Raw genomic sequence first — 25231 nt, 5'->3', positions numbered from 1 at the left:
CCTGACGGTCGGGCGCCTCGCGCACTAACGTGGTCGACGATGCGGCACTATTACACCGCCGACCAGATCCGCGAGGCTGAAGCGCCGCTCCTGGCGTCCCTGCCCGACGGCGCCCTGATGCGCCGCGCCGCCAACGGTCTCGCCGTCGCGATCGCCCGCGAACTGGTGCTACGCGCCGGTGGGGTTTCGGGTCGCCACGTCTGCGCGGTGGTCGGTTCCGGGGACAACGGCGGCGACGCGTTGTGGGCGGCGACATTCCTTCGCCGTCGCGGCGCCGGGGCCGCCGCAGTCCTGCTCAATCTCGACCGCACGCACCGCCGGGCGCTTGCGGCCTTCACCGGCGCGGGCGGGCGGATCGTCGAAACGGTCCCGGCAGAGGCAGACCTGGTGATCGACGGCGTGGTCGGCATCTCGGGCACAGGGCCACTGCGGCCGAATGCGGCCGAGGTGTTCACTGTCGTCGAGGAAGCCGGCATTCCCGTGGTCGCCGTCGACATTCCCAGCGGGGTAGATGTGCAGACCGGGGTGGCCGACGGGCCGCACGTGCGAGCCGCGTTGACCGTGACCTTTGGTGGCCTCAAACCGGTTCACGCACTGGGGGATTGCGGCCGCGTCGAGTTGGTCGACATCGGGCTGGATCTGCCGTCGTCCGACATGATGTCGTTCGACGCCGCCGATGTGGTGGCCCGTTGGCCGGTGCCAGGTCCCAATGACGACAAGTACACGCAGGGAGTCACCGGTGTCCTCGCGGGGTCCGCCACCTATCCGGGGGCCGCCGTCCTGTGCACCGGGGCTGCGGTCGCGGCGACGTCGGGCATGGTGCGCTACGCGGGAACCGCTGGACAGCAGGTTCTTTCGCAGTGGCCGGAGGTGATCGCCGCCCCGAGCGCGAGCGCTTCTGGTCGCGTGCAGGCGTGGGCGGTCGGGCCCGGCCTGGGCACCGACGATGCGGGTGCGTCGGCGCTGTGGTTCGCCTTGGACAGCGGCCTGCCGGTGGTCGTCGACGCCGACGGCCTGACGATCCTGGCAGCGCATCCCGATCTCGTCGACGGTCGCGCGGCGCCCACGGTGCTGACGCCGCATGCGGGCGAGTTCGCGCGACTGGCCGGTTCGGCGCCCGGCGACGACCGCGTCGGGGCGGCCCGCAAGCTGGCCGACCGGCTCGGCGTGACCGTGCTGCTGAAGGGAAACGTGACCGTCATCGCCGAACCCGGCGGGCCGGTGTACCTGAACCCTGCGGGCCAATCATGGGCTGCCACAGCCGGATCCGGCGACGTGCTGACGGGTGTCATCGGCGCGCTGCTGGCCGCGGGCCTGCCCGCGGGCGAGGCTGCCGCTGCGGCGGCGTTCGTCCACGCCCGTGCCGCGAACCTGGCCGCCTCCGATCCGGGACCCCATCCCGCCCCGACTTCTTCGTCGCGGATTCTCGCGCACGTCCGAAGTGCCCTAGCCAGTTTGTGAGCCAGTCTGTAACGAGAGGAACGCCATGTCGCCCACGCGCAGTCACGCGCCGCAGGTCGCCCCCGCCTACACCGGACGGCTGGCGATGGCGCCTGTGCCGTCGCTGCGACTGCCCGACGATGCGATGGATCCCGATACCGCCTACCGCTTCATCCACGACGAGCTCATGCTCGATGGCAGTTCCCGGCTGAATCTCGCGACGTTCGTCACGACGTGGATGGACCCGCAGGCCGAAAAGCTGATGGCCGAGACCTTCGACAAGAACATGATCGACAAGGACGAATACCCGGCGACCGCGGCGATCGAGCAGCGCTGCGTATGCATGGTGGCCGACCTGTTCCACGCCGAGGACCTGCGCGACGACGACCCGTCGAGCGCGGTCGGCGTGTCGACGATCGGTTCCAGCGAGGCGGTCATGCTGGCCGGCCTCGCGATGAAGTGGCGCTGGCGCGAGAAGGTCGGCAAAGACTGGAAGGGCCGCACACCGAACCTGGTGATGGGCGCCAACGTTCAGGTGGTCTGGGAGAAGTTCTGTCGCTACTTCGACGTCGAGCCGCGCTATCTCCCGATGGCGGAGGACCGCTACGTCATCACGCCCGAGCAGGTGCTGCAGAACATCGACGAGGACACCATCGGGGTGGTGGCCATCCTGGGCACCACCTACACCGGTGAACTCGAGCCGATCGCGGAGATCTGCTCGGCGCTCGACGACCTCGCCGCGGGCGGTGGATTGGATGTTCCGGTGCATGTGGACGCGGCCAGCGGCGGTTTCGTGGTGCCGTTTCTGCATCCCGACCTGGAGTGGGACTTCCGGCTGCCGCGGGTGGTCTCGATCAACGTCAGCGGCCACAAGTACGGGCTGACCTATCCGGGTATCGGGTTTGTGGTGTGGCGCAATTCGGAGTGGCTGCCCGAGGGCCTGGTCTTCCATGTCAACTACCTCGGTGGCGACATGCCGACGTTCACGCTGAATTTCTCGCGGCCCGGCAATCAGGTGGTCGGGCAGTACTACAACTTCCTGCGCCTGGGCCGCGGCGGGTATATGCAAGTGATGCAGTGTCTTTCGCAGACTGCACGGTGGCTGGGCGACCAGCTGCGCGAGAGCGAGCACTTCGAGGTCGTCGCCGACGGCTCGGCCATTCCGGTGGTCAGCTTCAAGCTGGCCGGCGACTTCGGTTACACCGAATTCGACGTGTCCCAGGCGTTGCGCTCCTACGGCTGGCAGGTGCCCGCCTACACGATGCCGGAAGGCGCCGCGGACGTCACGATGCTGCGCATTGTGGTGCGGGAGGGTTTCTCCGCGGACCTGGCCCGGGCGCTGCACGACGATCTGGCCACGGTGCTGGCGCACCTCGACGAGCTCAAACCGCAAGGTCACTTCGACCGGGAGCAGCCCTTCGCGCACTAGCGTTCGGCGGCCTGGATCGGCGGTCTGGGACAATTGGGCCAGATGGATACCTTGCAGGCATATTCGATCGCGACGGCGGTCCCGCAGGCGGTGGTCGACCTCGATGCGATCGCCCACAACGTGCGGCTGTTGCGCGACCTCGCGGGCACGGCGCAGGTGCTGGTCGTCGTCAAAGCCGACGGCTACGGCCACGGCGCCACGCAGGTGAGCCGGGCGGCCCTGGCCGCAGGCGCCGCCGAACTCGGGGTGGCGACGGTCGCCGAGGCGTTGGCGCTGCGCCGCGACGGCATCACCGCTCCGGTGCTGGCCTGGTTGCACCCGCCGGGCACCGACTTCGCGCCCGCGGTGGCCGCCGACGTGCAGATCGCGGTGTCATCGGTGCGTCAACTCGGCGAACTGCTCGACGCGGTCACCAGGACCGGACGCAGCGCCTCGGTCACCGTCAAAGCCGACACCGGGCTGAGCCGTAACGGCGTCGGCCCGGCCGACTATCCGGCGATGATCGCCACGCTGAAGCGCGCACAGGCCGACGGCGCGCTCAGGGTCCGTGGACTGATGTCGCACCTGGTGCACGGCGACAATCCGGACGATCCGCTCAATAGCCAACAGGCGCAACGGCTCACCGAGATGAGAACCTATGCGGCCGAACAGGGCGTGCAGTTCGAGATCGTGCACCTGAGCAACAGCCCGGCAGCGATGACGCGCCCAGACCTGGCGTTCGATCTCGTGCGCCCCGGCATCGCGGTGTACGGCCAGACTCCGATACCGGAACGCGGTGACATGGGGCTGCGCCCGGCGATGACGCTGAAATGTCCGGTGGCGCTGGTGCGGTCGCTGCGCGCCGGGGACGGCGTGTCCTACGGGCACACGTGGGTCGCTGACCGCGACACCACGGTGGCGCTGTTGCCTGTCGGCTACGCCGACGGCGTCTTCCGGAATTTGAGCAACCGCATCGACGTGCTGATCAACGGCCGGCTGCGTCGCGGTGTCGGGCGAATCTGCATGGACCAGTTCGTCGTCGACCTCGGACCCGACGGTGATGCTGTCGAAGGTGACGACGCGATCCTGTTCGGGCCGGGCGTCCAGGGGGAATCGACCGCGCAGGACTGGGCCGACCTGCTCGGCACCATCAACTACGAAGTGGTGACCAGCCCGCGCGGCCGTTTCGTGCGGACCTACATCGGGTCGACGGGCGAAACACGTTGACCGAAATGAACTTCCCCCGGCCACGCGGCCGCAACTCGAACACGCGCTGGCTCGCGGGCGCAGCCGGGCTGACCGCGGTTGGCAGCGCCGCCGGAATGTCTGTCGCCCGTTCGCTGCGGCGCCGCGTGACCGTCGACGACCAGTACCGCGACGAGGATTTCGAGCTTCTCGACGCGGACCGCAGTTCCGTCGTCACCACCCCGGACGGGGTGTCGCTGGCGGTCCGCGAGGTCGGTCCCGAAGACGCACCGTTGACGGTTCTGTTCGCGCACGGGTTCTGTCTGAGGATGGGCGCCTTCTATTTTCAGCGCGTCAGGTTGACCGAACAGTGGGGCGCCCAGGTGCGAATGGTGTTCTACGACCAGCGTGGTCACGGTCAGTCGGACGAGGCACCGCCCGAGACGTACACGGTGACACAGCTCGGGCAGGACCTGGAGGCGGTGTTGAAGGTGGTGGCACCGCGCGGTCCGGTGGTGCTGGTCGGTCACTCGATGGGTGGCATGACCGTGCTGTCGCACGCGCGACAGTTCCCGCACCGCTATCCGACCCGCGTTGTCGGTGTCGCGCTCATCGCCTCTGCCGCCGACGGGGTTTCGCGATCCCCGCTCGGCGAGATCCTGAAGAACCCGGCGCTGGAGGCCGCTCGATTCGCGGTGCGCTACGCGCCGAAGGCGGTGCACCGCACGCGCGGCGCCGCGAAGTCGGTGATCGCCCCGATCCTGCGGGCCGCATCCTATGGTGACGAGGAGATCAGCCCGAGCGTCGTGGCGTTCTCGGAACGAATGATGCACGGCACCCCGCTTGCGACCCTCGTCGAGTTCCTGCACGCCCTCGAAGTACACGACGAGAGCGAGGGCTTGGCGACACTGCGCAAGGTACCGACACTGATCGCGTGCGGGGACCGCGACCTGCTGACACCGGTGGAGTACTCACAGGCCATGGCGGCTGCACTGCCGAAAGCCCAGTTGCTGATCGTCGGCGGCGCAGGCCATCTCGTCCAGCTGGAGCAGCCCGAGGCCATCAACGACGCACTCGTGCGGCTCGTCGAGCGCTCGACACCCTCCAAGCTCGTCGCGCTCACCCGCCGGGTACGCGAGAAGGTTCGCAACCATGGCTGAACGGGCGTCGGGCACAGCAGAACTGCCCACCGCCGAAGACACCCTCGCGCTCGGTGCGCAACTCGGGAGGCAGCTGCGCGCCGGTGACGTCGTCGTGTTGTCCGGGCCGCTGGGGGCGGGAAAAACCGTGCTGGCCAAGGGCATCGCGCAGGCGATGGATGTGGAAGGACCGGTGATCTCGCCGACGTTCGTGCTGGCGCGGGTGCACCGTGGCCGCCGCCCGGCCGCGCCGGCGATGATCCACGTCGACCTGTACCGGCTCTTGGACCACGGTTCGGTCGACCTGCTCGCCGAACTCGACTCGCTGGACCTCGACACGGAGCTCGACGACGCCGTGGTCGTCGTGGAATGGGGTGAGGGATTGGCCGAACGGCTCTCCGACAGCCACCTCGACATCCGGCTGGAACGCGACCGCGACACCGACGTCCGCACGGCGATCTGGAACTGGACCAGCCCGTGACGCTCATCCTGGCCATCGACACCGCGACGCCGGCGGTCACCGCGGGCGTCGTCCGCCTGGATGGACTCGAGGTGTTGGCCGAGCGGGTCACCATCGACGCCAGGGCGCACGCCGAACAGCTGACGCCCAACGTGGTGGCCGCGCTCACCGACGCGCAGGTGACCGTCGCCGATCTGGGTGCCGTCGTCGTCGGTTGCGGGCCCGGGCCGTTCACCGGCCTGCGCGTCGGGATGGCGAGCGCCGCGGCCTTCGGGCACGCCCTGGGCATACCGGTGCGCGGCGTCTGCAGCCTCGACGCGATCGGCATACAGACCTCCGGCGACGTTCTTGTGGTGACGGATGCGCGCCGCCGTGAGGTGTACTGGGCCCGCTACCGCGACGGGATCCGCGTCGACGGGCCGGCGGTGAACGCGCCCGCCGACGTGCCCGGGGCCGCGGAGGCGCTCGCTCGGCCTCCGGTATATCCGACCGTGGCGGGCCTGGTGCGTGCGGTCGCGGACTGGACGTCCGAGCCGGCGCCCCTGGTGCCGCTGTATCTGCGCCGCCCCGACGCCAAACCCTCGGTGGCCAGCCGATGAGCATCGTGTACGGACCGCTCGAGCCGTCCGACGCGGCCCGGTGCGCCGAGTTGGAGGCGCAGCTGTTCGACGGTGACGACCCGTGGCCCACGCGCGCATTCCTCGCCGAACTCGCCGCCAAGCACATCCGCTACGTCGCCGCGCGCGATGAGGACAAGCTCGTCGGATACGCGGGAATCGCGCGGCTGGGCCGAAAGAAGCCGTACGAGTATGAGATTCACACAATCGGCGTCGACCCGGCCTATCAGGGGCAGGGCATCGGTCGCCGGATGCTCGCCGAGCTACTCGAGCACGCGGCGGGCGGCGCGGTGTTCCTGGAGGTCCGCACGGACAACGAAGCGGCGATCAAGCTCTACGAGAGCGTCGGCTTCGTCAACGTCGGGCTACGCAAGCGCTACTACCGTGCGAGCGGCGCGGACGCCTATACGATGAAGCGCGATTCGACATGATCATCCTGGCCATCGAGAGCTCGTGCGACGAAACCGGCGTCGGCATCGCGGAATTGGGCACCGACGGGTCGGTGACGCTGCTCGCTGACGAAGTCGCATCGAGCGTCGACGAACACGCGCGGTTCGGCGGGGTGGTCCCGGAGATCGCCTCCCGGGCACACCTGGAGGCGTTGGGCCCCACGATGCGACGCGCGCTGCAGGCGGCCGGATTGGCCAGACCGGACGCCGTCGCAGCGACGATCGGTCCCGGCCTGGCGGGCGCGCTGCTCGTGGGAGTGGCTGCGGCCAAAGCGTATTCGGCGGCGTGGCAGGTGCCGTTCTACGCCGTCAACCACCTGGGCGGGCACCTGGCCGCCGACGTGTACGACCACGGCCCGCTGCCAGAGAGCGTCGGCCTACTGGTGTCGGGTGGGCACACCAACCTGTTGCACGTGCGGTCGCTGGGCGAGCCGATCGTCGAAATGGGCAGCACCGTCGACGACGCCGCAGGCGAGGCGTACGACAAGGTCGCACGGCTGCTTGGCCTTGGTTATCCCGGCGGCAAGGTGCTCGACGACCTGGCCCGAGAGGGGGATCGCGAGGCGATCGTGTTCCCTCGCGGAATGACCGGCCCACGCGACGACCCATACGCGTTCAGCTTCTCCGGACTCAAGACCAGTGTGGCGCGCTATGTCGAGAGCCACCCGGACGCGTCGAAGGCCGACGTGGCCGCGGGCTTCCAAGAGGCCGTCGCCGACGTGCTGACGCGCAAGGCCGTGCGCGCGTGCAACGACCTGGGCGTCAAGACGCTGTTGATCGCCGGCGGGGTGGCGGCGAACTCGCGACTGCGGGAACTGGCCGAGGAGCGGTGCGTCGCCAACGGGCTTACGCTGCGTATCCCGCGGCCCCGGTTGTGCACCGATAACGGCGCGATGATCGCTTCGTTCGCCGCTCACCTGATCGCGGCGGGCGCGCCGGCGTCGCCGCTGGATGCGGCCAGCGACCCCGGGCTGCCGGTGGTGCAGGGCCAGGTGGCGTAGCCGGGCCTTGAGTGCTAGCACTCTCATGTATAGAGTGCTAGGTGGCAGGCGGCCAATCCCTGCGCCGGCACCCGCGACGACGGTGCGTGGGCACGGACGCCATGCCGAACACCTGGTAACTGAGAGATCCGGAAAATCCGGATCGGTACCCGAACTAGTGGAGGGCTCCATCGTGGCGAGCGTGAACATCAAGCCACTCGAGGACAAGATCCTCGTTCAGGCCAACGAGGCCGAGACCACGACCGCTTCCGGTCTGGTCATTCCCGACACCGCCAAGGAGAAGCCGCAAGAAGGCACCGTCGTCGCAGTTGGCCCCGGCCGCTGGGACGAGGACGGCGAGAAGCGCATCCCGCTGGACGTCTCCGAGGGCGACACCGTCATCTACAGCAAGTACGGCGGCACCGAGATCAAGTACAACGGCGAGGAGTACCTGATCCTGTCGGCTCGCGACGTGCTGGCCGTCGTCAACAAGTAAGCACCCGTGTTCCGCCCCGGGAATCCCCGTCTACGCGGGTGATTTCCGGGGCGGCATGCGTCCATAGGCAATTGCAGCCCGTACGGACCGTAAGGAAAGACAGCGATGAGCAAGCAGATTGAGTTCAACGAGACTGCGCGCCGCGCACTGGAGGCCGGCGTGGACAAGCTGGCCGACGCGGTGCGGGTGACCCTGGGTCCGCGCGGCAGGAACGTCGTGCTGGCCAAGGCGTGGGGCGGGCCGACCGTCACCAACGACGGCGTGACCATCGCCCGTGAGATCGAGCTGGAAGACCCGTTCGAGAACCTCGGCGCCCAGTTGGTCAAGTCGGTCGCCACCAAGACCAACGACGTGGCAGGCGACGGTACCACCACCGCGACGGTGCTGGCGCAGGCTTTGGTCAAGGGAGGTCTGCGCAACGTCGCGGCAGGCGCCAACCCCATCGCGCTCGGGGCGGGCATCTCCAAGGCCGCCGACGCGGTGTCCGAGGCGCTGCTGGCCGCGGCGACACCGGTGTCGGACAAGAACGGCATCGCGCAGGTCGCCACCGTCTCGTCGCGTGACGAGCAGGTCGGCGAGCTGGTCGGCGAGGCGATGACCAAGGTCGGCGCCGACGGCGTCGTTTCGGTCGAGGAATCGTCGACGCTGAGCACCGAGTTGCAGATCACCGACGGCATCGGCTTCGACAAGGGTTACCTGTCGGCGTACTTCGTCACCGACTTCGACGCCCAGGAAGCGGTGCTCGAGGACGCGCTGGTGCTGCTGCACCGCGAGAAGATCAGCTCGTTGCCGGACCTGCTGCCGCTGCTGGAGAAGGTCGCCGAGGCGGGCAAGCCGCTCCTGATCGTCGCCGAAGACGTTGAGGGCGAGCCACTTTCGACACTGGTGGTCAACGCGATCCGCAAGACGCTGAAGGCCGTCGCGGTCAAGGCGCCGTTCTTCGGCGACCGCCGCAAGGCATTCCTGGACGACCTCGCCATCGTCACCGGCGGTCAGGTCGTCAACCCGGATGTCGGGCTGGTGCTGCGCGAGGTCGGCCTCGATGTGCTGGGCACCGCGCGGCGGGTGGTGGTGGACAAGGACAGCACCACGATCGTCGACGGGGGCGGCAGCAAGGACGCCATCGAGGCGCGTAAAGCGCAGCTGCGAGCCGAGATCGAGGCCAGCGACTCCGACTGGGACCGCGAGAAGCTCGAGGAGCGGCTGGCCAAACTGGCGGGCGGCGTCGCCGTCATCCAGGTCGGCGCGGCCACCGAGACCGATCTGAAGAAGCGCAAAGAAGCCGTCGAGGACGCCGTCGCGGCGGCCAAGGCCGCCGTCGAGGAGGGCATCATCGCCGGCGGCGGTGCGGCGCTGATCAAGGCGCGCGATGCGCTGGACAAGCTGCGCGACAGCGTGACCGGTGACGAGCGCCTCGGCGTCGACGTGTTCCACGCCGCGCTCTCGGCACCGCTGTACTGGATCGCCACCAACGCCGGCCTCGACGGTGCGGTCGTGGTGAACAAGGTTGCCCAGCTGCCCGCCGGGCACGGCTTCAACGCCGCCACGGGCGCCTTCGGCGATCTCGCCGCCGACGGTGTCGTCGACCCGGTCAAGGTCACGCGGTCGGCGGTGCTGAACGCGGCATCGGTGGCCCGCATGGTGCTGACGACGGAGACCGCGATCGTCGACAAGCCGGAGGAACCGGAGGACGACGGCCACGGCCACGGTCATGGGCACCACCATCACTGATTGAGCTCTACAGAACGCCCCCGGTCGTCATGGCCGGGGGCGTCTCTATCTCTGCGCCCTGCGCGGGTCGAGACCGAGCACACATGAGGTCTCATTGGCGTACTCGGTGGTATACACCAACCTAAACTTGGCGAGAGGATCAACGTGGGCGACACCGCTATCCGGCCGGCCCCCCGCCTGGGAACGCTGGTGGCCGTCGCCGCGGCCAGTGTCGGCGTCATCTACGGCTACGACCTCTCCAACATTGCCGGTGCGCTTCTTTTCATCACCGACGAATTCGGGTTGACCACCCGGCAGCAGGAGTTGGTGACCACAGCGATCGTCATCGGCCAGATCGCCGGCGCGATCGGCGGCGGGATGCTCGCCAACGCCATCGGACGCAAGAAGTCGATGGTGCTCGTCGCCGTCACCTATGCGGCCTTCGCACTTCTCAGTGCTTTCTCGGTGTCGGTGCCCATGCTGTTGGTGTCGCGCTTTCTGTTGGGCCTCACCATCGGTGTGTCGGTGGTGGTCGTGCCGGTGTTTGTCGCCGAATCGGCGCCGGCGAAGGTCCGCGGCTCGTTGTTGGTCGCCTATCAGGTGGCTACGGTCGTCGGCATCATCATGGGCTACCTGGCCGCGTACTTCCTGGCCGGCTCGGGCAGCTGGCGGTGGATGCTCGGCCTGGCCGCGATACCGGCAGTGCTCGTGGCGTTGACGCTGCTGCGGATGCCCGACACGGCGCGGTGGTACATGCTCAAGGGTCGGGTCGACGAGGCCCGTCAAACGCTGCGGCGGGTCGAACCGGCTGCCGACGTCGAGGCCGAACTCGCCGAAATCAGCCGCGCGCTCAAGGAAGAAACAGGCGGCGCGGTGCGCGAGATGCTGCGGCGGCCCTACCTTCGCGCCACCGTTTTCGTGGTGGTGCTCGGCTTCTTCATCCAGATCACCGGAATCAACGCGATCGTCTACTACAGCCCGCGACTGTTCGAGGCCATGGGCTTCGAAGGCAACTTCGCCCTGCTGATACTCCCAGCGCTGATCCAGGTCGCGGCCCTGGCAGCGGTGTTCGTCTCACTGATGCTGGTCGACCGAGTAGGTCGACGGCCGATCCTGCTGGGCGGCATCGCGATGATGATCGCCGCCAATGCCATGCTGATCGGGGTCTTCGTGGCCGGTACGGAGTTCGGCGGTGCGCTCACCACGATCGGATTCCTCGGCGTGCTGCTGTTCACGATCGGGTTCACCTTCGGCTTCGGCGCGTTGGTCTGGGTTTACGCCGGTGAGAGCTTCCCGACCCGGCTGCGGTCGATGGGTTCGAGTGCGATGCTCACCTCCGATCTGGTGGCCAATGCCATCGTCGCCGCCTTCTTCCTGACCATGCTCAATTCGCTTGGCGGTGGGGGGACATTCGCGGTGTTCGGGGCCTTCGCGTTGGCCGCGCTCGTATTCGTCTATCGATTCGCGCCGGAAACCAAAGGCCGTCAGCTCGAAGAGATCCGGCACTTCTGGGAGAACGGCGGGCGCTGGCCTGACGAAGCCCGCGGGCTGGATAAGGTGACCGACACGCTGTGACGCTCATCGCCGCGGGGACCATGGTCCTGGACGACCAGGTCTGCAAGCCGGGTTGGTTGGCTACCTCTGCCGGTCGAATCATCGAATGCGGCCCCGGCCCGGCACCGCGACCGCCCGACCACGACTTCGCGGAGCACGTGGTGGTGCCTGGGTTTGTCGACATGCACGTGCACGGAGGGGGCGGCGCGTCGTACACGGACGGCATCCGCTCTGAGATTGAACTGGCTGCCGAGTTCCACCGGCGCCACGGCACCACCACGACGGTGGCCAGCCTGGTCACGGCATCACCCGACGATCTTCTGCGCCAGGTCCGGGTGCTCGCCGAGATGACTCGACAAAAGACCGTCGCCGGCGCGCACCTGGAAGGCCCCTGGCTGAGTGCGGCGCGCTGCGGCGCACACGACTCGGCGCTGTTGCGCAACCCCGACCCTGCCGAGATCGACGCGCTGCTCACCGCCGCGGACGGCACAATCCGGATGGTCACGCTGGCGCCCGAACTGCCGGGCAGTCGCGACGCCATCACCCGCGTTGCGAACGCGGATGTCGTCGTTGCCATCGGCCATACAGATGCCAGCTACGACGAGGCGAAGCATGCAATCGAATTGGGGGCGACCGTCGGCACCCATGTGTTCAACGCGATGCGGCCGCTGCACCACCGCGACCCCGGTCCGGCGCTGGCGCTGCTGGAAGATCCGCGGGTGACGGTGGAGCTCATCGCCGATGGTGTGCACGTCCACCCCGCGCTCGTGCGGCAGGTCATCGAGATGGTCGGGCCGGATCGCGTCGCGCTGATCACCGACGCGATGGCGGCAGCCGGATTGCCGGACGGCTCATTTCGGATCGGCGCACGCGAAGTGGAGGTCACCGAACGCATAGCGCGGGTGCGGGGAACGTCGACCATCGCCGGCAGCACGGCGACCATGGATCAGCTTTTCCGCACGACGGTCGGCCAACTTGGCGGCTCGGATGAGGCGCTGGCCAAGGCGGCACGGATGACGGCGACCACCCCGGCCCGCGCGTTGAACCTCGTCCGCGTGGGCAGCCTCCGCGTCGGCATGGACGCCAATTGCGTTGTGCTGGATGAAGATCTACATGTCCACCGGGTGATGCTCAACGGTGCCTGGCTGCCCCACAGTTAGCAGCAGCCGGGTTCGAGCATCAGGCTTCGGGCCGGTTCTCGTAAGCCGTCGTCAGCCAGAACACGGCGCGCTCGATCCCGGGCAGGATCTCCGTCACGTCGATCTCGCCCGCGGCGAAGCGTCCCAGAAACCCGAAAACCACGCTTGTCAGGATCGTTTCGAGATCCTTGGCATACGCCGGATCGACCCGGCTCAGAATGGATCTGACGACCGGCACGACAGCGTCGACGCCGCGTTGTATCAGCCTGTCGCCGCCGGGAGCAGTGCGCGCCCGGAAGTAGGACCGCAGCATCATCGGGTGCTGCTCCCACGGCTCGAAAATGGTGCGCAGCACGCGCATCAACTCTGCGTATACCGACCCGCTCGAATCGCTCGAGATGGACGTCGGCAAGCCCGAGTACCGGTTGGCCTCCATCCACCACTCGAGCGCGGCGACGATCAGTTCGTCGCGGGTGCCATATCGCTTGTAGATCGTGGTGAGCGAGACGCGCGCCCGTCGGGCCACCTCGCGCAGCGCAACGGCCTCGTCGCCGTGTTCATCGAGCAGCTCGACGACGACCTCGAGCAGGTGATCAGCTCCCTGACGAGCCGGCGAATCTGCGGCTCTCACATCTGAGCGGTCCCCTGTTGTCGGCACGATAACCATGTTACTGTGCGAAGACAGTAACCAAGTTACCGGCGCGCAGACGGTCGACAGAAAGCAGGAACACGTGGGCACGCTTGACGGCAGAGTCGCCTTCATCACCGGTGTCGCGCGAGGCCAGGGACGCAGCCATGCGATCCGGCTCGCCCGGGAGGGCGCGAGCATCATCGGCGTCGACATCTGCCAGGACATCCCCGCCAACCACTACGCGATGGCCAGCCGCGACGACCTCGACGAGACGGTCGCGCTGGTAGAAGCGACGGGCGGCAAGATCGCCGCATCGGTGGCCGACGTCCGCGACTTCCCGCAGGTGAAGTCCGCCGTGGACGCAGGCGTCGAACAGTTCGGGCGTCTCGACATCGTCTTGGCGAACGCGGGCATCGCACCCGTGGCGTTTCGTGAGTTGACCGTGGAAGAAGAACTTGCGCAATGGAAGGCGGCCATCGGAGTCAATCTCGACGGCGCATACCACACCGCGTGGGCGGCCATCCCGCACCTGTTGGCGGGCAACCGCGGCGGCGCCATCGTCTTCACCAGTTCGACCGCCGGGCTGAAGGGCTTCGGCGGCATGCAGGGCGGCGGACTCGGCTACGCGGCCTCCAAGCACGGCATCGTCGGGTTGATGCGCACGCTCGCAAACGCCTTGGCGCCGGCCAACATTCGCGTCAATACCGTGCACCCGACAGCGGTCAACACGATGATGGCCGTCAACCCGGCCATGACGGAGTTCCTCGAGAACTATCCCGGCGCCGGCCCGCACCTGCAGAACCCCATGCCCGTCGAATTGCTGGAACCCGAGGACATCAGCGCCGCGATCGCCTATCTGGTCTCCGACGACGCCAGATACGTCACCGGGGTGACGTTCCCCGTCGACGCCGGGTTCTGCAACAAGCTATGAGCGACAACGGTCCCCAGCCAGGACGGGTAGCCGGCAAGCGCGTACTGGTCACCGGCGCCGCGCGCGGCATGGGACGCAACCACGCCGTCAGGCTCGCCGAAGAAGGCGCCGATCTCATCCTGGTCGACATCTGTGAGTCGCTGCCGGAGGTCGAGTATCCGCTGTCCTCGCCCGAGGACCTCGACGAGACCGCTCGCCTGGTGGAGAAGTGTGGTGGCCGGGCGGTGACCAGCGTGGTCGACGTGCGTGACGCGGCGGCGTTGACCGAGGCGGTCGACGCCGCCGTGAGTGAACTCGGCGGGTTGGACGCCGCGGTAGCCAACGCCGGCGTGCTGACCGTCGGAACCTGGGAAACAACGACTTCCGAGCAATGGCGGACCGTCGTCGACGTGAACCTGATCGGCAGCTGGAACACGTGCGCGGCGGCCCTCCCGCATCTGGTCGACCGCGGCGGCAGCCTCGTGCTGATCAGCTCCGCCGCCGGCTTGAAGGGCACGCCGCTGCACCTGCCGTACACCGCGTCGAAACACGGCGTCGTCGGCCTGAGCCGGGCGCTGGCCAATGAGCTTGCCGCGCAGAATGTTCGCGTCAACACCGTGCACCCGACCGGCGTGCCGACGGGAATGACACCCGAGTCGCTGCACGGTCTGCTCGGCGAGTCGCGGCCCGACTTGGTGCCGATCTTCCTCAACGCGCTGCCCATCGTCATGGCCGAGGCGATCGACATCAGCAACGCCGTGCTCTTCCTGATATCGGACGAGTCCCGATACGTGACCGGCCTCGAGTTCAAGGTCGACGCAGGTGTCACCCTGCGCTAGGCGCAGTCGACGAAAGAGAAGATGTGACAACGACAGACGCAGAACGACGCGAGTCGGCCCGACGCAGACTGGCCGAGGTGATGACGCTTCCCGCGCCCGCCGATCTCAACCCCGCGGGCGCAGTGATGCTCGACTTCCTCGCTGAGGTGTGGCATCGCCCGGGCCTCAGCCGTCGCGACCGCCGATTCGTGACGCTGCCGTGTGTCGCGGCAGCCGACGCCGAAGGCCCGTTGCGCGACCACGTGTACGCGACGCTCAACAGCGGTGATCTGACGATTGCCGAAATGCGGGAGGTCGTTCTGCATTTCGCGGTATATGGAGGGTGGCCGAAGGCGTCTCGCTTCAACATCGTGGTCGACGAGCAATGGGAACGGATTCACCGCGAGCGTGGACAAGAAACGCCGACCCCCGAGCCGCTGCTTCCGCTGACCACCCCGAGCGATCCCGAGGCGCGGTTGTCAGTCGGTGAGCAGGCCTTCAAAGACATCAACTGCATTCCGTTCGCGCCGATTCGCGACAATCCCTATTCCGGTGCGGGAATCCTCAACTTCGTATTCGGTGAGATGTGGTTGCGACCGGGACTCGGCATGAAGGAGCGCCGGTTGGTGACCGTGGCGTGCGTGGCTTTCCAAGATGCGCCCATCCCCATCCTCAGCCACGTTTATGCCGCACTGAAGAGTCGCGACGTGTCGTTCGACGAAATGGACGAAGTGGCATTGCATTTCGGCGCCTACTACGGCTGGCCGAAAGCCGCGCACCTCAGCCAGGTCATCCAAGAGCAGAAACAGCGCGTGACCGAGGAGTGGGCAGTCGAGGCGGAGGCTGCCTCATGACGGCTGCGCCCGTTGCACGCGAAATCGCACCGAACCAACCATTCGGCCTGTTGGTGGGCGGTGACCGCATCACCGCATCGTCGGTGCCGCACCACACACACATCTTTCCCGCGACGGGTCAACCCAATGCAACCGTTGCGCTCGCCGGTGCGCCGGAAATCGACCGCGCGGTCTGCGCCGCCTGGGATGCCCACCGGGAGTGGATGGCGCTGACCGTCGATCGGCGCCGTGACCTGTTGATCGATCTCGCGGATATCGTCCACGACCATCTCGACGAGCTTGCCGCGCTGAACGTTCACGACTACGCAGTCCCCGTGTCGTTCGCCGGCACCGCCTTGTTGCTGGAGCGGTTCCTCCGTCATTTCGCCGGATACGTCGACAAGCCGCACGGGTCGAGCACACCTGTCGACGGGTCATTCGACGTCAACCTCGTCGAAAGCGAGCCCTATGGCGTCGTCGGCGTCATCGCGCCGTGGAACGGCGCGCTCGCCGTCGCCGGGTCGTGCATCGCTCCGGCACTCGCCGCCGGAAACGCCGTGGTGTTCAAGGCATCCGAGCTCGCGCCCCTGGCCTCCCTGCGGTTCGGCGAGCTCTGCCTGCAGGCGGGTCTTCCGCCTGGCCTCGTCAACGTCGTGCCCGCGGGTCCAGAAGGCGGCGAGGCGCTGGTGCGGCACCCGCGCATCCGCAAGCTGCATTTCACGGGCGGCGGCACGACCGCCCGCACCGTGCTGCAGGCGGCAGCGGCCAACCTCACTCCCGTGGTCGCCGAGTTGGGCGGGAAGTCGGCGAATCTCGTGTTCGCGGACGCGGACCTCGACGCCGCGGCCATGTTGTCCGCCCATCAAGGGCCGCTGATGCAATCGGGCCAGAGCTGTGCCTGTGCCAGCCGCATCCTGGTGCAGGACTCGGTGTACGACGCCTTCCTCGAGAAGTTCCTGGCCGTCGTCGCCGCAGCCAAGGTCGGCGATCCGTTCGATCCCGCAGTGGTTTTCGGGCCCGTGGTCAGCGAAGCCGCCGCGCAGCGCATCCTCAACACGATCGACGACGCCAGCCGCCGGCGCGCCGGGCAACTGTTGACAGGGGGCCGCCGGATGAGCGGTGATCTCTCGGCCGGCTACTACATCGAGCCAACCGTGTTCGGCGACGTCGACAACAGCTCAGCACTGGCCCGGACGGAAACGTTCGGTCCTGTGGTGTCGGTCATCAGGTTCAGCGATGACGCCGAAGCCCTGCGTCTGGCCAATGACACGCCCTACGGTCTCAACGCATTCGTGCACACGCGGGACCTGAATCGAGCGCACCGCGCCGCCCGGAGTCTCGAAGCGGGTTCGGTCTGGATCAACACGTTCAGTGACATCTCTCCGCAGGGACCGTACGGCGGCTACAAGCAGAGCGGCTTCGGCCGCACCGGCGGTGTCGAAGGATTGCGGGAGTTCCTGCAGTGCAAGAACATTCGCATCGGGATGAGGTGACCGTGACCGATCTGGCGTCCGTCGACTACTTCTCCGACGAAGCTGTCGCCCAGGATCCCTACGAGTACTACGAATACCTGCGCGCTCAGGGCCCGGTATTTCAGGAGCCCCACCACGGTGTCGTCGCGGTGACGGGCTACGCCGAGGTGATGGCGGCGTTCAAGGACGTGGAGTCGTTCTCGGCGGTCAACGCGATCGGAGGACCATTCCCGCCCCTGCCGTTCGAACCGGATGGCGACGACATCTCGGCGCAGATCGAGGCACACCGTCATCAGTTCCCGATCTTCGAACACATGGTGGTCATGGATCCGCCCGCACATGAGCGCGCCCGGTCACTTCTGAGCAAGCTCCTGACACCTCGCAGGCTCAAAGAGAACGAGGACTACATGTGGCAACTCGTCGACCGACAACTCGACGAGTTCATCGGTAACGGCCGGTGTGAATTCCTGTCAGAGTACGCCAAACCCTTTGCCACCCTGGCGATCACCGATCTGCTGGGCGTCCCGGAAGAGGATCGACAGGAGATCAGGCATGCTCTGGGTGCCGGTAGGGCGCCGGGCAGCACCGTCGGCGCCCTCAACGGCAGCCCAGTTGGCCGCAACCCGTTGAAGTACCTCGACGACAAGTTCAGTGCCTACATCGCCGAGCGACGCCGCGATCCGCGCGACGACGTGCTCAGCGGCATGGCCTCCGCCGTGTATCCCGATGGATCCACCCCTGAACTTCTCGAAGTGGTCCGTCCTGCAACGTTCCTCTTCGCCGCGGGCCAGGAGACGGTCACCAAACTGCTCAGCGCAGCAGTCCAGACACTGGGCGATCGACCCGAGTTCCAGCAGATGCTTCGCGACGACCCCGCGCTGATTCCCGGGTTCATCGAGGAGTCGCTGAGAATGCAGAGCCCGACGAAGGTCGACTTCCGGCTGACCCGCAGGACGACAACGCTCGCCGGGGTGCACATCCCGGCCGGCACAGTTCTCATGCTCTGCCTCGGTGCGGCCAACCGCGACCCACGCAAGTTCGAGGACCCTCACGCGTTCCGCCCGGACCGCAAGAACGTTCGCGAACACATCGCCTTCGGGCGGGGCATCCACACCTGTGCCGGAGCGCCCCTGGCCCGGGTGGAGGGCCAGATCACCGTCAAGCGTCTGCTCGACCGCACGCGCGATATCGCGATCAGCGATGCCGCCCACGGCCCGGCGGCTGACCGGCGGTATGTCTACGAGCCGACCTTCCTTCTACGGGGTCTCACGGAATTGCACATCGAGTTCACGCCGGCCGGATGAAGGGCCATTTGGCCCGACGACGAGGGGCGTGTAGCCTAGCCCGCGTGAACATCGGTGTGCGTGCCAGCTATTGGCGCTTTATCAAGGCTCCGGGCGGAGCCGATAAGGCGCAGCACTAAGCGCGCATCCACCCGGAGCCCAGGCAGTGACCACCAGGTCGCTGCCTTTCGTCGTTCAAGGGCGCCGGACAGTCACGCAGGTGCCCACACCAAGAAAGGCACCCGAACATGAACCTGGCGCAGACCGCCACCCCTCCTGCCACGTCGGACCGGCGTGTCCGCGGTTTCAGCGAGATTCCCAGCCCGCATGACGTGCTCACCGAGTTCCCGCTCGGTGCTCGGCGCGCCGAGCGGGTGGCCCGCGACCGCGACGAGATCGCCGACATTCTCGCCGGGCGTGACGATCGGCTGCTGGTCGTGGTGGGACCGTGTTCGGTGCACGACCCGGCCGCGGCGCTGGACTATGCCAGCCGGCTCGTCAAAGTCTCCGACGAACTCGGCGACCGGCTCAAGATCGTGATGCGGGTCTATTTCGAGAAGCCGCGCACGACGATCGGTTGGAAGGGTCTGATCAACGATCCGGGTATGGACGGCACCTTCGATGTGGCCCGCGGGCTGCGCATCGCGCGTCACCTGCTCCTGGACATCATCGATATCGGCCTGCCGGTCGGATGCGAGTTCCTCGAGCCGACCAGCCCGCAGTACATCGCCGACGCCGTCGCGTGGGGCGCGATCGGTGCGCGCACCACCGAGTCTCAGGTGCACCGGCAGCTGGCCTCCGGATTGTCGATGCCCGTCGGATTCAAGAACGGAACTGACGGCAACATTCAGGTCGCTGTCGATGGCGTGAAAGCCGCTGCCGCCCAACATGTCTTCTTCGGGATGGACGACCTGGGGCGCGGCGCACTGGTCAACACCGCCGGCAACGAGGATTGCCACGTGATCCTGCGCGGCGGAACCGGTGGGCCGAACTACGACGTGGAGTCGGTGCGCACGACGGCTGCGAAACTGACCGCGACCGGGCTGCCCGGTCGAGTCGTAATCGACTGCAGCCATGCCAATTCCGGCAAAGACCACATCCGCCAAGCGGCGGTGGCCCGCGAAGTGGCGCAGCTCATGCGCGACGGGCTTCCGGTCAGCGGGGTGATGCTGGAGAGCTTCCTGGCCGCCGGAGCGCAATCGTCCGAAGCCCGGCCGCTGACCTACGGTCAGTCGGTCACCGACAAGTGCATGGACTGGCCGACAACCGATTCGGTGCTGCGCGAGCTTGCAGATCGCGGCTAGGTAGCGCTCACGAGGCGCGGCGGATGCCTCGCTTCAGCAACAGCTCGCGCTCGGATTCGGATAGTCCACCCCAGATGCCGTACGGCTCACCGACGGCCAGCGCGTGCGCGCGGCACTGGGCGATCACCGGGCAGCGCCGGCACATCTCCTTGGCGCGTATCTCGCGTTGGACGCGAGCGCGACCACGTTCGCCATCGGGATGAAAGAACACGGAGGAATCGACGCCTCGGCAAAGCCCGGCTATCTGCCAGTCCCAGACGTCGGCATTCGGTCCGGGTAGCTGTTGCGGCTGTGGCATTTGGAAAACCCCTCTCTGCACACCCATTTCACAAAACAACGGGTGCGTGAGTTTCAAAACCGATTCGAGCTCAAGTCGCCGATGACCACTCGTGCACATAAAGTAGGGGTGCTCACGAAATTCCGTCAATAGCCCCAAGCTGTGGCCATTGACATAACCGCAGGCCAAGAATTTACATCACGTTCATCATTGCGACGCTTTGGAACGCGAACGGCGCCAATTAAATGCATCGCCGTCGAACGCCGGACGTATTACTCCAGCTCGCGTCGATCTCCGTGGCGGCAGCTACTTCTTTCCGCTTACACGGAAGTAACATTGCGAGCATCAACTGTTAACCAAGCCTCGCGTCGATTGATACCGTCGCCACTCGATGCCCGCAGACACCGTTCTGGCGAACGCCGCCTTCGGCGACGACCCGGGGCTGTGGCCGCTACCTTCGGCCGCCACGCCACGCGGGTTGTGGTTGCGCGCTGTCGCCGCGGGCGGTCAGGGCCGCTACGCGAGTGCGCGTGCCGACTTGACCAAGCTGTACCGCAGCGCGGGGCCGGAGCGCGCGTTGGCGTACAGCACCGAGGCGTCGTTTCTGCGCCAGCTCGGCTGGCACACCAGGGCTCGGCGATGGGACGGGCGGGCGTTGGCACTCGCCGGGTCGGACACGGAGGCGGTGGCAGACGCGTGCATCGGTCTTGCCGCCGACGCCTTGGGGGTGCGCCGGTTCGAGGCATCGGCGCGCGCGCTGGATGGCGCCGGCGCGATCCTGACCCCCTCGGCGCCGCCGCGGTTGCCGGTGCGACTGGCCTGGGTGTCCGCCGAACTCGCGATGGCGCGCGGCGACGGCGCGGCCGCCGTCGCCCATGCCGAACGCGCCGTCGAATACGCCGCTGCGCTGGGTTCGGCGCGACACCGAGTGAAGTCGTCCGTCGTGCTCGCGGCGGCGCGGTGCAGCGCCGGTGACCTGGAAGCCGCTCGCACCATGGCCGACTCGGCGCTCGATGACGCGCAATGCCTCGGAATGGTTCCGCTGCAATGGGCGTTGGCCTGCTTGCTGACCGACATCGGCAGCGCCGGTCACTCGTCGCAGGACATGGTGGTGCTTCGCGACGGCTGTGCCGATACAGTGCGTCGGCGGGGCGGCGAGTGGTCGGTGCGGTAACCGGATCCGCGCGTACGTCAAAGTTATTGTTTAGCTGACCGCCCTTCCGGGACTGGTCCCGTTCGTAACGTTGGAGAGATCGCCCACGATGACAATTTCGGGAGAACGTCTCGATGCTGTCGTTGCTGAGGCTGTGGCAGGGAACCGGGACGCGCTCAGGGAGGTGCTGGAGACCATCCGCCCGATCGTTGTTCGGTACTGCCGCGCAAGGGTGGGGGCGACTGAACGAAGTGGCCTTTCAGCAGACGACGTTGCGCAGGAGGTTTGCTTGGCCGCCATCACGGCGCTGCCGCGCTACAAGGATCAGGGACGCCCGTTCCTGGCCTTCGTGTACGGCATTGCGGCCCACAAGGTTGCTGACGCGCATCGCGCAGCGGCCAGGAACCGATCCGACCCGACAGATGTCGTGCCGGAGCGGTTCTCGCTGGACGCCGGGCCGGAGCAGATGGCGCTGGACGCCGAGGCGTCGGCGCGGATGAACAAGCTGCTGGCCGTACTGCCCGAAAAACAGCGCGAGATCCTGATCTTGCGCGTCGTCGTCGGGATGAGCGCGGAAGAGACCGCAGACGCCGTCGGCAGTACCGCGGGTGCCGTCCGAGTCGCCCAGCACCGCGCGCTGGCACGCCTCAAGTCCGAGATCGTCGCAACGGGGCGCGACTATGCCTGATTTCGGACGCTGGACCTCGAACGGGGGAGACCCGTCGCTCAACGAGCTGAACCGCACCGACCGGTTCCTCGATGCGCTGGCGCACCAGCAGCCGGTGTACTCGACGGACCCCAGCGAGGCCGAACTGGCACAGCTGATGGCCGGCTGGCGCGACGAGGTCCGCGAGGCCCCGCTCACCGCGACGGTCACCCCACGCGACGCGGTGCTGGCCCTGGACCGCGCCGCCGCTTCGCACCGACGCACCCGCACCTCGCTGGCGGTCGTCGGATCGGCCGCGGCCGCGGTGTTGTGCATCGCAGGATTCGGCGCGGTGGTAGCCGGATCGGGCCCGGGCGACTCCCTGTACGGACTGCGCACGGCGCTCTTCGGCGAGCAACAGGACACCCGCCAGGACGCGGTCGTGCTCGCCGCGCAGACGCAGATGGCCGAGGTGCAGCAGCTGATCGACCAGGGTCAGTGGCAAGCCGCCCAGGACAAGCTCCAGACGCTGACCACCACCGTGGCGACCGTGAACGACTCCGCGCGCAAGGAAGAGCTGGTCAGTCAGTGGCAGGAGTTGACGGTCAAGGTCGAGGCCCAGAACCCCGCGGCCACCGTGCCGCCGGGTGCGCCGCTGCCGAGCTTCCCCGATGTTCCTGCCGTCGTGCTCGACACGCCGCCCGGCGCCACCACATCGTCGACCACGTCGCCGCAGACCACCACGTCACCGACCACCACGCCATCGTCGTCATCGCCGACCACCTCGCCGTCGTCGTCGCAGCCGAGCACCACGCCATCGTCGCCGTCGCCGTCCTCACAGGTGCCCACGCTGCTGCCGAGCACTCCGACGTCGGTGCCCGGCACCGCGCTGCCGACCCCGACAAACACCCCGCGTCCGACACCGCTGCCGACGTCGGCTCCCGGCACCCCGTTGCCGACGCCGACCGCGGACACGCCGCTACCGACGACCAGCCGGATTCCGGTTCCGACACCGTCGTCGCGACCATCGGTGGTCGAGCAGCAGGAGAGCGAGCAACCGTCGGCAAAACCGTCGTCAGAGCAGCCGATCGTGGAGGCGCCCGAGCCTCAGAGGGAGATCACCACCACCGTCCTGGTCCCGGACGCGGTCGAGGAGCCGAGCTAGCGTCAGCGGTAGCCGTCGGTCTCCGACGTCGCCTCGTTGAGTGACGCGTCGGCGTAGCCGCGGCAGTAATCCCATGTCACGTAGGCATCGGGCTCGGGGTCATAGGCCGGCTCATGGGGCCGCACCGTGCCGTCGACCAGCAGCTGCAGCAGGTTGGCCCTCAGCATGTCCCAGTCGTGATAGTGGTCCTGCTGGCATTCGTCACAGCACACCACCAGACCGCGGATCCCCTTGTGCGCGAGAAGCGCCTCGTACACCGCGAGATCGGCGAGATCGGCCTCGACGGCGGTCCGCTCCTGCGGGTCCAGCGGCTGGCCGGGCTCGAGGGCGTCCAGCGCCGCCGAAGGGTCGCACGGGTCATCGGCGAACGGGTCGGGTGGCAAACCCGGTGGCAGGTGGTCACGCACGGGTCCACCCTACGCAGCGGCCCCGGGATCGCGCCAGCCGTTACGGCCGTTGGCGGCGGCTCATCAAGCGGCACGCCAATAGTTGTGTGCGTCATGGCACGTGAGCCCGGGGTGCCGGTCCGCAGCCGATAGGATGGTTCTAGCTCGACGACTGTGCTCGGCTGCGTTTGTTACTGGAGGCTCATTTTGTCGATACCCACGTCGACTGCCGAAAGCAGCATCCCGATCGCGGTGCCTGTGCCGACCGGCGGGGATGACCCGACGAAAGTCGCCATGCTCGGCCTCACTTTCGATGACGTGCTGCTGCTGCCCGCCGCCTCTGACGTCGTGCCCGCAACTGCCGACACCTCGAGCCAGCTGACCCGCAGGATCCGGCTCAAGGTGCCGTTGGTCAGTTCTGCGATGGACACCGTCACCGAATCGCGCATGGCCATCGCGATGGCCCGCGCCGGCGGCATGGGTGTGCTGCACCGCAATCTTCCGGTGGCCGAGCAGGCCGGTCAGGTCGAGACGGTCAAGCGCTCGGAGGCCGGGATGGTCACCGATCCGGTCACCTGCTCACCGGACAACACGCTGGCCGAAGTGGACGCGATGTGTGCGCGGTTTCGCATCTCCGGGCTGCCCGTCGTCGACGACACCGGCGAGCTGGTCGGCATCATCACCAACCGCGACATGCGGTTCGAGGTGGACCAATCCAAGCCCGTCTCCGAGGTGATGACCAAGGCGCCGCTGATCACCGCGCGCGAGGGGGTGTCCGCCGAGGCAGCGCTGGGCCTGTTGCGCCGCCACAAAATCGAGAAGCTGCCGATCGTCGACGGGCACGGCAAGCTGACCGGGCTGATCACCGTCAAGGACTTCGTCAAGACCGAACAGTTCCCGTTGTCGACCAAGGACAAAGACGGCAGGCTGCTCGTCGGCGCCGCGGTCGGTGTCGGTGACGACGCCTGGACGCGGGCGATGACGCTGGCGGACGCCGGGGTCGACGTGCTGGTCGTGGACACCGCGCACGCGCACAACCGCGGTGTGCTGGACATGGTGAGCCGCGTCAAGGCCGCCGTCGGCGACCGGGTCGACGTGATCGGCGGCAACGTCGCGACGCGAGCCGCGGCGGCCGCCCTCGTGCAAGCCGGAGCGGACGCGGTGAAGGTCGGGGTCGGGCCGGGCTCGATCTGCACCACCCGCGTGGTGGCCGGCGTCGGAGCACCGCAGATCACCGCGATCATGGAAGCCGTTGCCGCATGCGCACCCTCGGGTGTGCCAGTAATCGCCGACGGTGGGCTGCAGTACTCCGGCGACATCGCCAAGGCACTGGCCGCGGGAGCGTCGACCGCGATGCTCGGCTCGCTTTTGGCGGGCACCGGCGAGTCGCCCGGCGAGCTGATCTTCGTCAACGGCAAGCAGTTCAAGAGCTACCGCGGCATGGGGTCGCTCGGCGCGATGCAGGGCCGCGGCGCCGCCAAGTCGTTCAGCAAGGACCGCTATTTCCAGGACGACGTGCTGTCCGAGGACAAGCTGGTGCCCGAAGGCATCGAGGGTCGCGTCCCGTTCCGCGGGCCGCTCTCGACAGTGATCCACCAGCTCACCGGTGGCCTGCGTGCCGCCATGGGGTACACCGGATCGGCGACGATCGAACAGTTGCAGCAGGCGCAGTTCGTGCAGATCACGGCTGCCGGGCTCAAAGAGAGCCACCCCCACGACATCACGATGACCGTCGAGGCGCCGAACTACTACACCCGCTGACAGGGGGATCCGCCG

25 protein-coding genes are annotated in these 25231 nt (G+C 67.6%); 22 read left to right on the top strand and 3 right to left on the bottom strand.

Going from position 1 to position 25231, the window contains the following annotated elements; all coding sequences use genetic code 11:
- Positions 1–39: 39 nt before the first annotated feature.
- The 12 genes from G6N18_RS11055 to nagA all read left to right on the top strand — a co-directional run bounded on the left by G6N18_RS11055 (position 40) and on the right by nagA (position 12598).
- The gene (locus tag G6N18_RS11055; RefSeq protein ID WP_083000946.1) at positions 40–1461 is read left to right on the top strand and encodes an NAD(P)H-hydrate dehydratase; all 1422 of its coding nucleotides are present in this window, start codon (positions 40–42) and stop codon (positions 1459–1461) included.
- A 25-nt stretch (positions 1462–1486) separates the two neighbouring features.
- Positions 1487–2869 (top strand): glutamate decarboxylase, encoded by a 1383-nt coding sequence (locus G6N18_RS11050; protein ID WP_083000944.1) that lies wholly within the window; start codon positions 1487–1489, stop codon positions 2867–2869.
- A gap of 42 nt (positions 2870–2911) precedes the next feature.
- Positions 2912–4075, top strand: coding sequence for an alanine racemase (alr, locus tag G6N18_RS11045; protein WP_083000942.1), 1164 nt, complete (start codon positions 2912–2914; stop codon positions 4073–4075).
- Between the two features lie 5 nt (positions 4076–4080).
- The gene (locus G6N18_RS11040; protein WP_067226222.1) at positions 4081–5193 is read left to right on the top strand and encodes an alpha/beta fold hydrolase; all 1113 of its coding nucleotides are present in this window, start codon (positions 4081–4083) and stop codon (positions 5191–5193) included.
- Positions 5186–5653, top strand: a complete 468-nt coding sequence (gene tsaE, locus G6N18_RS11035) for a tRNA (adenosine(37)-N6)-threonylcarbamoyltransferase complex ATPase subunit type 1 TsaE (RefSeq protein ID WP_083000941.1) — start codon at positions 5186–5188, stop codon at positions 5651–5653. Before G6N18_RS11040 ends, tsaE begins: the two co-directional genes overlap by 8 nt.
- Positions 5650–6231 (top strand): tRNA (adenosine(37)-N6)-threonylcarbamoyltransferase complex dimerization subunit type 1 TsaB, encoded by a 582-nt coding sequence (gene tsaB, locus G6N18_RS11030; RefSeq protein ID WP_407663566.1) that lies wholly within the window; start codon positions 5650–5652, stop codon positions 6229–6231. The genes tsaE and tsaB overlap by 4 nt, the downstream gene beginning before the upstream one ends.
- Positions 6228–6680: a ribosomal protein S18-alanine N-acetyltransferase gene (gene rimI, locus G6N18_RS11025; protein WP_083000937.1), complete on the top strand. Its 453-nt coding sequence runs from the start codon at positions 6228–6230 to the stop codon at positions 6678–6680. The genes tsaB and rimI overlap by 4 nt, the downstream gene beginning before the upstream one ends.
- Positions 6677–7699, top strand: coding sequence for a tRNA (adenosine(37)-N6)-threonylcarbamoyltransferase complex transferase subunit TsaD (gene tsaD, locus G6N18_RS11020; protein ID WP_083000935.1), 1023 nt, complete (start codon positions 6677–6679; stop codon positions 7697–7699). Before rimI ends, tsaD begins: the two co-directional genes overlap by 4 nt.
- A gap of 172 nt (positions 7700–7871) precedes the next feature.
- A complete protein-coding gene (gene groES, locus G6N18_RS11015; protein WP_046754122.1) occupies positions 7872–8174 on the top strand; it encodes a co-chaperone GroES in 303 nt (100 codons plus the stop codon).
- A gap of 105 nt (positions 8175–8279) precedes the next feature.
- Positions 8280–9905, top strand: coding sequence for a chaperonin GroEL (gene groL, locus G6N18_RS11010; protein WP_083000933.1), 1626 nt, complete (start codon positions 8280–8282; stop codon positions 9903–9905).
- A gap of 144 nt (positions 9906–10049) precedes the next feature.
- Complete coding sequence (locus tag G6N18_RS11005) at positions 10050–11459, top strand: sugar porter family MFS transporter (RefSeq protein WP_082949484.1); 1410 nt, start codon at positions 10050–10052, stop codon at positions 11457–11459.
- Positions 11456–12598, top strand: a complete 1143-nt coding sequence (gene nagA, locus G6N18_RS11000; RefSeq protein WP_083000931.1) for an N-acetylglucosamine-6-phosphate deacetylase — start codon at positions 11456–11458, stop codon at positions 12596–12598. Before G6N18_RS11005 ends, nagA begins: the two co-directional genes overlap by 4 nt.
- Positions 12599–12617: 19 nt before the next feature.
- Here nagA and G6N18_RS10995 read toward each other — a convergent pair whose 3' ends face one another.
- Complete coding sequence (locus G6N18_RS10995) at positions 12618–13208, bottom strand: TetR/AcrR family transcriptional regulator (protein WP_234806130.1); 591 nt, start codon at positions 13206–13208, stop codon at positions 12618–12620.
- Positions 13209–13308: 100 nt separating this feature from the next.
- Between G6N18_RS10995 and G6N18_RS10990 the strand changes: the two genes are divergently transcribed.
- The 6 genes from G6N18_RS10990 (at position 13309) to G6N18_RS10965 (ending at position 19828) form a co-directional block, all read left to right on the top strand.
- Positions 13309–14139: a mycofactocin-coupled SDR family oxidoreductase gene (locus tag G6N18_RS10990; protein WP_083001120.1), complete on the top strand. Its 831-nt coding sequence runs from the start codon at positions 13309–13311 to the stop codon at positions 14137–14139.
- Positions 14136–14957 (top strand): mycofactocin-coupled SDR family oxidoreductase, encoded by an 822-nt coding sequence (locus G6N18_RS10985; protein ID WP_083000928.1) that lies wholly within the window; start codon positions 14136–14138, stop codon positions 14955–14957. Before G6N18_RS10990 ends, G6N18_RS10985 begins: the two co-directional genes overlap by 4 nt.
- Positions 14958–15037: 80 nt before the next feature.
- A complete protein-coding gene (locus G6N18_RS10980; RefSeq protein WP_179962427.1) occupies positions 15038–15790 on the top strand; it encodes a carboxymuconolactone decarboxylase family protein in 753 nt (250 codons plus the stop codon).
- Entirely contained in the window at positions 15787–17262 is a 1476-nt protein-coding gene (locus tag G6N18_RS10975) for an aldehyde dehydrogenase family protein (protein ID WP_083000924.1), read from the top strand. The genes G6N18_RS10980 and G6N18_RS10975 overlap by 4 nt, the downstream gene beginning before the upstream one ends.
- A 2-nt stretch (positions 17263–17264) precedes the next feature.
- A complete protein-coding gene (locus G6N18_RS10970) occupies positions 17265–18545 on the top strand; it encodes a cytochrome P450 (protein ID WP_083001119.1) in 1281 nt (426 codons plus the stop codon).
- A gap of 227 nt (positions 18546–18772) precedes the next feature.
- Positions 18773–19828 carry a 3-deoxy-7-phosphoheptulonate synthase gene (locus G6N18_RS10965; protein WP_083000922.1) on the top strand — a complete coding sequence of 352 codons (1056 nt, stop codon included), beginning with the start codon at positions 18773–18775 and terminating at the stop codon, positions 19826–19828.
- 7 nt (positions 19829–19835) lie between these two features.
- Here G6N18_RS10965 and G6N18_RS10960 read toward each other — a convergent pair whose 3' ends face one another.
- The gene (locus G6N18_RS10960) at positions 19836–20126 is read right to left on the bottom strand and encodes a WhiB family transcriptional regulator (RefSeq protein ID WP_067226182.1); all 291 of its coding nucleotides are present in this window, start codon (positions 20124–20126) and stop codon (positions 19836–19838) included.
- 370 nt (positions 20127–20496) lie between these two features.
- Between G6N18_RS10960 and G6N18_RS10955 the strand changes: the two genes are divergently transcribed.
- The 3 genes from G6N18_RS10955 to G6N18_RS10945 all read left to right on the top strand — a co-directional run bounded on the left by G6N18_RS10955 (position 20497) and on the right by G6N18_RS10945 (position 23069).
- Positions 20497–21279, top strand: coding sequence for a hypothetical protein (locus G6N18_RS10955; RefSeq protein WP_083000921.1), 783 nt, complete (start codon positions 20497–20499; stop codon positions 21277–21279).
- A gap of 88 nt (positions 21280–21367) precedes the next feature.
- Positions 21368–21946 (top strand): sigma-70 family RNA polymerase sigma factor, encoded by a 579-nt coding sequence (locus G6N18_RS10950; RefSeq protein WP_067226176.1) that lies wholly within the window; start codon positions 21368–21370, stop codon positions 21944–21946.
- Positions 21939–23069 (top strand): anti-sigma-D factor RsdA, encoded by a 1131-nt coding sequence (locus G6N18_RS10945; protein ID WP_083000919.1) that lies wholly within the window; start codon positions 21939–21941, stop codon positions 23067–23069. Before G6N18_RS10950 ends, G6N18_RS10945 begins: the two co-directional genes overlap by 8 nt.
- A gap of 2 nt (positions 23070–23071) precedes the next feature.
- On the opposite strand, the gene G6N18_RS10940 is transcribed toward G6N18_RS10945, so the two are convergent.
- Positions 23072–23476 carry a DUF5319 domain-containing protein gene (locus G6N18_RS10940; RefSeq protein ID WP_067226169.1) on the bottom strand — a complete coding sequence of 135 codons (405 nt, stop codon included), beginning with the start codon at positions 23474–23476 and terminating at the stop codon, positions 23072–23074.
- Positions 23477–23713: 237 nt separating this feature from the next.
- Here G6N18_RS10940 and guaB point away from each other — a divergent pair, with 237 nt between their 5' ends.
- On the top strand, positions 23714–25216 hold the full coding sequence (guaB, locus tag G6N18_RS10935) for an IMP dehydrogenase (protein ID WP_272937592.1): 1503 nt from the start codon (positions 23714–23716) through the stop codon (positions 25214–25216).
- Positions 25217–25231: the final 15 nt, after the last annotated feature.

This window comes from Mycolicibacterium celeriflavum, from assembly GCF_010731795.1.
In the GTDB taxonomy this organism is placed as follows: Bacteria; Actinomycetota; Actinomycetes; order Mycobacteriales; family Mycobacteriaceae; genus Mycobacterium; species Mycobacterium celeriflavum.
Note: the sequence above shows the minus strand (reverse complement) of the source record. Positions and strands in the feature narration are given on the sequence as shown.